Source organism: Fibrella arboris, assembly GCF_041321095.1.
In the GTDB taxonomy this organism is placed as follows: domain Bacteria; phylum Bacteroidota; class Bacteroidia; order Cytophagales; family Spirosomataceae; genus Fibrella; species Fibrella arboris.
The window spans coordinates 223,091-233,860 of the sequence record NZ_JBGGWE010000011.1; the positions used below are offsets into that span (position 1 = coordinate 223,091).

The window sequence follows — 10,770 nt, forward strand, 5'->3', positions numbered from 1 at the left end:
CATGGCGAAGGTACTTTGCTTTCCAGCACCATGAATAGAGTCAATTGTATTGTTACTAGACGGTAGTATCTTCATCTAAGAACAAAGAACAATTAACAGCCGATTTGGCGACACGGGATTATACCCTTAATCACCAAATAGAAACTATTCTGCAGGTATATTCCCCCATTCAGGCCCGCTCACAAAGGCAGTTTCGCCCAGCCTTATACGTCTTTACAGACACGCATGAGCCCGTCTTCATCTATATACAGCACGGTATATAGCCTGAAAACGGGCGCAGCTCTGGGGAGTGTTATCGCTTGCCGGCTGGCGTTTGCTGAACAATTGGTCAGGTACGTACTGCTGAACCGATGCTTACCCAACAGATTGGTAGCCGGTTCGCCGGGCGTTTGCGCATGGGGTGTTAGGAAAGCTCTGCTTTTCAGTAGGCAGCACACGCATCATCGGCCCCGCTCCCGAGCTTCGGCCAGCCAGACGGGAAACTCGGTGAGCATACTCGACACTACCGTAGCTACCTCTTTTGGCGACGTACTGGTTGCCAGAAATCGCCCTAGCAGGGTTTGGTGAATGGGGTTATCGTGCGCCAGCAGAATGTCTTCGGCGTAGTGTGGCAGTTTGTCGGGCGGAAGCAGGTTCACGAACCCCGCCGCCAGGCTCGTGGGCAAGAGCATGCCCGACCCGTGTACGCCTACTACCACCTGACTCCGGGCATACTGCGCGCACCAGCTACGTTCCTGCTCAACCGATAGTGGAGCCCATAAACGCTGATCCTCTATCCCGTCGCCGAAGCCAGTTGGCTTACCGCTCGTCAGCCCGGTTACGCTGACCTGAATGGCTGGGTACGTTTGTTGAAGGTAGCGGGCCAGTTGCCGGTACCGACGAACCTGCCAACGTACCCAGAACGAACGCGTTTTCGACAGCAAACCGACCCGGTGACAAGCCCGGTACAACAGCCGTTCCCAACCGAAACGCAGCCAGAGCCTATCTTCGCGCAGCACAAACGTGACGCACCGGACCGCTCCCCGATCGAACTGGTTCAGGTTGAATTGTTGGGTGCGGGTAAAATCGGTGAAGCGTGTGCGGCGGTGCCCGAAATGAATTTGGGCGCGGCTGAACCAGACCGTCTGGAATCGGGTAAGCTGTTGTTTTACAACGGCATCAAAGCCAGGTACGTTGCCCCTTAACGCCGACAAGGGTTTATCGACCACCCATGTTTCGGCCACATAATCGGGTACCAGCCACGCCAGTGCTCGTGGCACAACGGCAATAATGGGGTGTTGCGGATGTTGTTCATGATGCCGCTGGGCGTTGAACAGCATCAGGAGTGCATGCCCGAAGCAGGTATCCAGACAGACGAGCAGTATGGGCGAAACAGGCTGTTCGGTAGCCGACAAATGGCCCGTTATGGTAATGACCGACGCCAGTTGTGAACCGTCGTGACGGGTATGGGTTGCGCCACTCTGCTTCACCTGCTCCACCAGCCAGCGCCCGCGCTCAGCTACCCGAACGTGTTTTCCGTTGGTGCTGACCGCCACAGGAAAGCGGTTGAACTGACCGGTTGGCACTGTTTGCAAGTATGTTTCCCGGCATACGGGACAGCGCGTTTCAGCCAAGGTAACAGCGCCCGCAAACCGTACCTGCCCAACGGCAACAGTGCCACAGGCCGGGCATTGCATTGGGTACGTGGGCGTAGGCAAAAGCTGAATCATGCGCGCCGTATCCGTCAGGCAATCGACAGCACCAGTTTGCCCAGTTGCTCACCGGCATTCATCCGGTCGTAGGCTGTCTGTGCCTCCGCCAGGGGCCGAACCGAATCAATGACCGGATGAATCCGATATTTTTCAACGAACCGAAGCATGTCGGCGAATTCGGTGTCGTTTCCCATCGTGGTGCCGTAGATAGAAAGCTGTTTGAAGAAGATGACCGACGGCTGCACATCCGTGATTTTACCAGTTGTGCCACCAAAAAAGGCAATGCGTCCCCCAGGAGCCGCCACCTGCGTTAGTTTGGCAAAATCGGGTCCGGCGGCACTGTCGATGATCACCTCAAAATAGCCCGCCCGACTTTTGGCCGCATCGCCATTGGTAGCCAGTTTCAGGAGCGTCTTGTGCCAGTCGGTTTCTTTATAGCTCACTCCGCCCTTAGCCCCAAGCTCCTTCGCTTTTGCCAGCTTTTCGGCAGAGCCTGCCGTTACCCAGACCTCGGCACCAGCAGCTACGGCAAATTGCAGGGCAACGAGTGCCGCGCCGCCCCCCGCGCCCGTAATCAGCACCCGTTCAGGCTGGTCCCGGTTCAGGGCGGCCCGCGACATTAGCGCGCGCCAGGCGGTAAGGCCAGCCAATGGCAAGGCAGCCGCTTCCTCGAACGACAAATGCGTTGGCTTGTGGTAGACGTTGGTATGCGCAATCGAAATTTTTTCGGCGAACGTACCGGCCGCAGGCATTCCCAGAATCGTAAACGCCGGGCTGTTCACGGCAGGATTAGCCCCCCAGTTCAGGGCTGGATTGATCACCACTTCGCAGTTGAGCCACGACCGGTCCACACCTTCTCCCACCGCCGACACCACGCCTGCCCCGTCGGAACCGGGCCGTACCGGCAACACAATGCCTGGATACAGGCCCTGCTGCATAAACACATCGCGGTGATTCAGCGCAGCGGCTTTCAGATCGATCACCACCTCGCCGTGTGCCGGCGTTGGGTCAGGTACGTCGGCCACCGTCAGCGGCTGGTGCAAGGCTACAAGTTGAATGGCTTTCATCTTTTTTTAGTTTACCGTTTTCTGTTTGCCGTTTTCTGTTGCTTCGCTTATCGCAGACTCTTGACGTAGTAGCACAACAGAAAACGGCGAACAGAAAACGGTAAACTATTTATAGTTGTCAATCGCGCCACGGACGTTGCCGAAGCGGTTCAGCAGGTCCTGGGCGGTTGCTTCTGATACGTTCAGTTCTTCCATAACCATGCGGGCGGCGCGTTGTTGGAGCTTGATGTTCGACAGTTGCATATCCACCATCTTGTTGCCTTTCACCCGGCCCAGCTGGATCATCACCGTGGTCGATAACATATTGAGGGCCAACTTCTGGGCCGTACCGGCCTTCATGCGCGTACTGCCCGTCACGAATTCCGGGCCAGTGACCACTTCCACCGGAAATTCTGCCGCCGCCGCCACCGCCGAACCGGGATTGCAGACAATACAGCCCGTCAGGCAACCCGCTTCACGCGCCGCCTTGAGGCCACCAATGACGTAGGGGGTACGGCCCGATGCAGCAATGCCCACCACCGTATCAACCGGCTCGATGTTGTAGGCGCTGAGGTCTTTCCAGGCTTGTTCGGGATCATCTTCGGCAAACTCCACGGCCTTCCGAATGGCCCCGTCGCCCCCGGCAATCAGGCCCACGACCAGGTCGTGCGGCACACCATAGGTTGGCGGGCACTCCGACGCATCGACCACACCCAGCCGGCCGCTCGTACCCGCGCCGATGTAGAACAGCCGTCCGCCTTCGCGCATACGGGCGGTGACCTGCGTGGCCAGTGCTTCGAGTTGCGGAATAGCCCGCTCCACAGCCAGTGGCACGGTCTGGTCTTCGCGGTTGATATTCACCAGCAGGTCGTGAACCGACATCTGCTCTAGATGGTCGTAATGAGACGTAGTTTCGGTAATCATAATCAGGTACGTTGCAGACGGCAAAGCTACCGATTTGAACTGAACCCACTACATGCCTCTATTGCGTTGGTTTTACCACGGAGGTAGTGCTCATTTTCAGTTGCCCGGTTCCTTCGTAAAAGATTCGTTTTGTGTAACCGGCATAACTAGTTGGCACCGTTACGGTATGGCGCAGTAATACAGCATCCGTTGACGCTGGAATACAGTTGCATGACCAGACGGTAGCGTCATTCCAGGCACCGGTTTTCACGGTGTAAATACTTGTTTGTCGTTCACTGATCAATTTGAATGTAATTGTAGTCAGATAGGATGCGCCCCCTGCACAGTCACCACGTACCTGCCACTCGTACGAACTGCCGTTGGTCAGCCCGGTGAGGGTATAGGCCCTGCCGTTGATGCCCGACACCGTGTTCCAGGCATCAGTACCTGCTTCGCGCCACTGTAATTCGTAGGCCGTTCCCGCCAGCGCATCGCTCCAGACTAATCGTGCCGTTGAGTTGGTTTGCTGGTCAACCCGTTGATTTGTCGGCACGGCGCAACTTGTCTGAAACGTCAGTGGGCTGTTGAACTGCGTCTGACAATCGGCACGTACCTGCCATTCGTAGGTTGTATTATCGGCCAGCCCGGTCAGCGTATAGGGAGCCACCAGGCCCGATTGCGTCGTCCAGGCGGTGGTTCCCTTCACGCGCCAGCCAACCGTATACCGGTCGAAATCCGAAGTGCCATAATTCGTTGTCCAGGTTAACACAACGGCATTTGTATTGACTGGCCGGGCAACAAGGTTATATAGTGAGTTGGCCCCACACTGCGTAGAAAAAGTTGTCCAGTACGAACTCGCCGATTCGGGTGAACACGCGCTGCGTACCGACCACTCGTAATACGTATTCGGGGTTAGCCCTGACAGGATGAGCTCTTTAGCGGTAGTTGGCGTTTCGGTCCACTGACTGGCGCCTGAACGCCGCCACCTGACTATGTACTCAGGTCCGCCACCACTCCAGGCTAATCGCGCCTGGGTAGCCGTGGCCTGAGTCAGGTTATACTCAGTATAAGGCGATGCGCATTGGGTAGTGAAACGGCTCGTGGTACTGAAGGCTGTGTTTCCGCCACACTGGTCGGCCACTGCCCAGTCGTAGGTTGTATACCCGCTGAGGCCCGTCAGCGTAAACGGACTGCTGCTGATGCCGGTTTGTACAGACCAGGTCGTTGTTCCTGCCACCCGGTACCGAACCGTAAATTGCGCGGGCGTAGAATAAGCCGTCCAGTACAACGTAGCTGATGTCAGGCCGCCTCTGGAGCTAAGAGTGCCAATATCATAAGGGGCCTGGCATAAAGCGGGGGTACGAAACAGACTCACTGGCAGGAACTGCCCCGACGCTGCCCCACAGGTTGGTGCGGCCCGCCATTCGTAGCTGGTAGCTGGCGACAAGCCAGTGAGTGAAGTGATTCGACTACCCGATGAAACTAAGGTCGAATTCCACGAAGTACTACCGCCAACCCGCCACTGCACCACCACCGACATGGATTTTGTCAGCGACCAAGTTAACAACGCAGTTTGTGCTGATACCGAAAGGAGCGTTCCGTTGGTTAGCGTCGGGCAGTCCATGACAAACTGTATGGGAGTACTATACACCGGTGGGTTGTTCCCGGAAGTCTGCATTAGTCGGGCTTCGTAGGTGCTACCGGGGGTCAGATTGTATAACAGGTAGGTTTTGCTGGTCAACAGACCGGTACTCATCCAGTTGCCTGCTCCTACCACCCGCCATTGAAGCCGGTATGCCTGGTCGGTATCACTGACCACCAGACGGGCAAAATCAACGCCAGTGCTATCGGCCCGGAGCGAGATCGATAGCGTGGCTGGCGTCGAGGTGGTAAACACGTTTGTTGTTGTATAGGTAGGTGACGTACCGGGCGAGCAGGTTGTTTGAAACCGGTATTCGTAGGCAGTACCAGGTGTCAAGCCTGTCAGCTCAACCGGGCTACTCGTTGCCGGAGCCTCGTTCCAGGTGGTGGCTCCTGGCTGTCGCCACTGAATGACGGTAGGTGAACTGGTCACTGACCAACTGATACGAGCCGACCGCTCCTGCGTATCGTACAGATAAAAGGACGACACCGCCCGGCAAACGGTTTGAAACTGGGTAACGTTACTGACAGCCCAGGCATTCCCGCCTTCACAAACAGTTCGAATACGTACCTCATAGGCTGAATTAGTCGCCAGGCCTGTGAGCGAATAGCTGGTACTCGTCTGCGGATCGACATTGATCCAGGTAACGGTGTTCAGCAGTCGGTACTGCACAATCGACTTCGCCAGTGTAGCTGGATAATAGCTCCAGGTTATGTTGGCCGATGTTGCCTCCGCAGAAGCATACACACCCGATGCGGCTGATACGATACACCCTGTCAGAAAAGACTGGATTGACGTGAAATCTGAAAGCACCCCATTTCCGCAGTTGGTTGCTACCCGCCATTCATAACTGGTGTTGGTGGTCAGGCCCGTTAGTGAGTAAACTACAGCTACACCAGAGGCAGCACCGGGTACGGCAACAGTTATCCACGACGAACTACCGGCTGGTCGCCACTGGAGTTGAAAGGGTATATTCGCTGAATTGGCATACCACGATAAACTGGCGGAGGTGGTACCGGCCGCCGTTTGAACTGAGTAGGGAGGTGAACACGATAGCGTGTAGTAGGCCGAGTAGGTATAATCAGACCCCGGCTGACCAACAGCGCCGGCCCGTACCTGAAACTCATAGGAGACCCCTACGGCCAGGCCCGACACCGGAACCGAGCGCGTTGGATACTGCCCAATAGCCGTGTTGGCAGGTACGTTCACGGTCGTCCAGCTAGTGGTTCCCGTTACCCGGTACTGGATCGTAAAGGCGGTTCCGGGTAGTTCATCAGACGATGCCGCCGGGTATTTCCAGATCACATTGACCGTATTACCCGATTGCAAACTGACACTTATATCCGTAGGTGCCAGGTAACGCATCGAGACACTGTTGCCCAGCACCGAACTTTTTAGCCCGGGGGCACATACCCGTTGCACCGTGTACTCGTAGGTAAGACCGGGCTGTAGATTTGTCAGCGTGTAACCAGCGCCAGTTATCGTTTGCGCGGCCAGCCAGAGAGCCGTTCCCTGCGGCCGCCACTGTATATCGTAGGTATCCGTAGGGCTAAGGATAGACCATGCGATAGCGAATCGAGTGTTATCTACCTGATAAGCAGAAGCAATGACGCCACTATTCGGACAGTTTGTGGTCAGTACAGGTCCATCCGCAAACGGTGAACTGATTCCGGCGGCGCAGATCGACCGCACGCGCCATTCGTAGGTCCTGCCAGCTGGCAAGTCGTAAAACGTATACTGCTTTGTAATCAGGCCCTGCCCTTGCCCCTGATCAACTTCATTGGCCGGTACTGTTTTAACGAGCCAGTTGGTAGTGCCAACTTCCCGATATTGGATCTCATAGGAAGCAACACCCGTTGGCCCGCTCCAGCGCACGGTGACAGCCCCGGCAATCACCGAGGCAATGAAAAAATTAGTGGGCGTTCCCCCGCAGTAGGTCGAAAACGACTGCGGGGCACTAAAGGCCGGCGCCGTACCTGTTGTTGAGCAGGCTGAACGTACCTGCCACTCATAGATGGTATTCGGAGTAAGGCCCGTCAGCGATAGCGTGCTGGTTGTCAGGTTGGTTAGCGAGATCCAGTTGGCCTGGCCCACGGGTCTGTAGTTCAGATCATAGGGTGAATACGACTCATTACCAGACCACTGGATTGAGGCAGTGGTGGTGGTAGTGGCATTTGTATAAAAATAAGTGGGTTGACCACAGGAGATCGTAAACGACTCAATGGTGGTGGGATAGTCTGACCCGATGGAGGGCGTACACATTCGGCGTATCCGCCACTGATAGGCTACACCCGGCGTGAGGCCCGTTAACGCATAAGGTGAGGTGGTCAGACTCGACACCGTGGTCCAGGTGGTCGTACTGGCTGGCCGCCATTGCAGTTCATACGTATCGGTTGGGCGAGACGAATACGTATTCCAGTTCAGGTTCATCGAGTTTGACGTTAACCTATAGGCGTATGGCGACAGATAAGCCATCTGGCAGGTTAGCGTAATGATATTCGTGGGTGTGAAATCAGAAAAATCCGTCGCCGAACAAGCGCGGCGCACCCGCCATTCATAGGTCGTGTTGAGCGTTGCCGAACCAAGTGTATACCCCGTCTGGGTGATTCCCCCCACACTGGTCCAGTTCGTTGTGCCGGCCACCCGCCATTGCAATTCGTATACACCATCTGCCGAACCACTCCACGAGAAGGCAATTCCGTTATCTGCATTGGTACTACTGGCCGAAGGATACTGAGGCGTAGCACAGCGGGTTGTAAACAGTTGCGTAGCGGTATAATCAGAGGTGGCCCCCTGCGCACAGGTCGCCCCAACCCGCCATTCATAAACGGTATTATTGGTCAGACCGGTTACGGTATAGGGTGAACTGATCGAGCTGATCGTCGTCCAGTTAGCGGCATTTGCCAGCCGATATTGCAGGGTCGCCCCTGTCTTCGCTGACCAGCTCAGATCAGCCCGGCTACTACCGATATTCGATGAAGTGAGATTGGTCGGCTGATCGCACCGGGTAATAAACTGTACAGACTGCGACCAGGCCGACTTTTCCGTTGCCGAACACGCTGAACGTACCTGCCATTCATAGCTCGTGTTGGGCACCAACCCCGATAACCCAAAATCAGCACTGGCCAGATTGGCTACGTCGATCCAGTTCGCCGCGCCAATGGCCCGCCAGCGCAGGTCTGTGGCGAAGACACCAACCGGGTTTGTCCAGCGCAGTTCGGCTATGTCCGCGTTTGGAACAGACGTGTATAGTGAATAAGGCGACAGGCATTGCGTCTGGAAGGTAATCGGCGAGGTGAAAGCGGAGGTAGCACTTGCCGAACACAGGGTCCGTACTTTCCATTCATACGTTGTGTTGTTGGCCAGTCCGTTCAGCGTCAGCGATGTGCTGGTCGACGCGTTGAGACTGGTCCAGTCAGCCGCGCCTGCTACCCGCCAATACACTTCATAAGACGCGCCCGACGTGGCGGGGTACCAGTTTAACCTGGCCGACTGGTAGGTAACGTCAGCGGTGTACGGACTCGACGGCAGGTAGCAAACAGTTCTAAACGAAACGGGGCCCGAAAAAGCAGAGCTATCGCCCGCGGAGCAAATGCTGCGCACGCGCCATTGATAATCGGTATTATTGGTCAAGCCGGTCAATGAGCCATAGGTGGATGACTGGGCAGGCTTACTTAGCCAGTCTGCCGCACCGGCCACTCGATACTGCATCTGGTAGGCTGGTGAATCATTGCCATAAAACGACCAGCTAACCTGAGCCGATTCGGCCGAGATCGTACTGTTGTATAAACTCTGTGGTGTACTACACGCTGTACTGAATGAAAGTGTATTGGTAAAGGCCGACGTGTCGCCTGCTGCACAGATGGTACGTACCCGCCATTCGTAGCTGGTACGCGGAGCCAGGCCCGGAATCGTGTATGCCGTTGCAGTGCCGACGAAACTGCCAGTCCACCGCACCTGCCCCACAGGCCGATACTGAAGATGATACGTTGGTGAGCCACTGTTCTGACTATACCAGCTTATTTGTGCAGATTGGCTGCCAACCGTACCCGTATAAGGGGACTGAGGAACCTGGCAGGTTGTTTGGGCCAGGGCGAAACGGGACATAACGCCCAGAAAGGCAAGAAGCAGGTAACGAAGAGGTATGGAATACACGTGCCAGGTAGGTGGTATAAGGCGTTGAGAGTAACCTCGTTAGAAGATCATATCTTCTGGCGAACGGCAGAGACTGAACAAAACATGTGCCGAAATATACTCGACTGGTGAATTATATATACATACTCAGCATACAATTTTTTAGCCTGAAAATGCCACCGATTCGCTTCCCTACGCGTTAATCAGGCATGGCGCAACGTACCCAACTCAACCCTGATCTTCCGGCGACTTATTTCCGGAAGTACGACGAAACATCCGACGACGAGTTTTACCGATCGGCCCGGCTGGTGGTACACATCGATGACCCGGCTATTGCGGCGACCACAGCCCTTTTCCGCGACCTGTTGCCGCCCGGCGGGGCTATTCTCGACCTGATGAGTAGCTGGCGCAGCCACCTGCCTACCGACGTAGCGTATAGCCGCGTGGCGGGACAGGGCATGAACGCGACGGAACTGAAGCAGAATCCGCAACTGACAGACTACATCGTGCAGAACCTGAATCAGAACCCCATGCTGCCTTACAAAGACGGCGAATTTGACGGATGCGTGGTGACGGTATCGGTGCAATACCTGACGCAGCCGGTGGCTGTTTTTCGGGAGGTGGCGCGGGTGGTAAAGCCCGGTTCGCCCTTCATCACCGTGTTCTCGAACCGGATGTTTCCGACCAAAGCCGTAGCCGTCTGGCAAGCCCTCGACGATGCCGGCCACACGCAACTGGTTGAGACGTACTACGAACAAGCGGGCCTGTTCACCCATATTCGCACCGAAGATCGTAGCCCGAACCCCCGCCGAAGCGACCCGCTGTTTGCTACGATTGGCTACAGGACGTAGTCTTTTGCTACGCGTCATTAAGTGATCATTATACCTTCGGCGTCATTGGTTTCCATTGGGCCACACTGCCCTTAAGAAGCTGCCTAAATAAATCTCGTCGCGTAGCGACTTAATGTTTGTAGCCATACATGTACGTTCGCTCATCATCCGTCGCATAGCGACGAAATGTCTGTAGCCATACATGTACGTTCGCCCATCATCCGTCGCGTAGCGACGAAATGTCTGTAGCGGATTGCCACAGTCTTATCCGTCGCATAGCGACCTAATGTTTGTAGCGGATTGCCATAGTCTTATCCGTCGCATAGCGACCTAAAGTTTGTAACCATACATGTACGCTCGCTCATCATCCGTCGCGTAGCGACCTAATGTTTGTAGCGGATTGCCACAGTCTTATCCGTCGCGTAGCGACCTAAAGTTTGTAGCCATACATGTACGTTCGCCCATCATCCGTCGCATAGCGACCTAACGGATTAGCCTTCTGTTAGGTCGCTATGCGACGGATG

General features: G+C 55.6%; 5 protein-coding genes. 1 reads left to right on the top strand and 4 read right to left on the bottom strand.

Translation table 11 applies throughout. From position 1 onward, the window contains the following. Window positions 1-440 precede the first annotated feature (440 nt). From ACAW75_RS19455 to ACAW75_RS19470, 4 genes are all read right to left on the bottom strand, one after another. Entirely contained in the window at window positions 441-1,709 is a 1,269-nt protein-coding gene (locus ACAW75_RS19455) for a hypothetical protein (protein ID WP_370730414.1), read from the bottom strand. 14 nt (window positions 1,710-1,723) lie between these two features. Then, entirely contained in the window at window positions 1,724-2,758 is a 1,035-nt protein-coding gene (locus ACAW75_RS19460; protein WP_370730415.1) for a zinc-binding dehydrogenase, read from the bottom strand. Window positions 2,759-2,863: 105 nt separating this feature from the next. Beyond that, a complete protein-coding gene (gene murQ, locus ACAW75_RS19465) occupies window positions 2,864-3,661 on the bottom strand; it encodes an N-acetylmuramic acid 6-phosphate etherase (protein ID WP_370730416.1) in 798 nt (265 codons plus the stop codon). Window positions 3,662-3,719: 58 nt separating this feature from the next. Then, window positions 3,720-9,389 (bottom strand): fibronectin type III domain-containing protein, encoded by a 5,670-nt coding sequence (locus tag ACAW75_RS19470; RefSeq protein WP_370730417.1) that lies wholly within the window; start codon window positions 9,387-9,389, stop codon window positions 3,720-3,722. A gap of 236 nt (window positions 9,390-9,625) precedes the next feature. Here ACAW75_RS19470 and ACAW75_RS19475 point away from each other — a divergent pair, with 236 nt between their 5' ends. Beyond that, a complete protein-coding gene (locus ACAW75_RS19475; RefSeq protein ID WP_370730418.1) occupies window positions 9,626-10,267 on the top strand; it encodes a methyltransferase domain-containing protein in 642 nt (213 codons plus the stop codon). The last annotated feature ends 503 nt before the right edge of the window (window positions 10,268-10,770 follow it).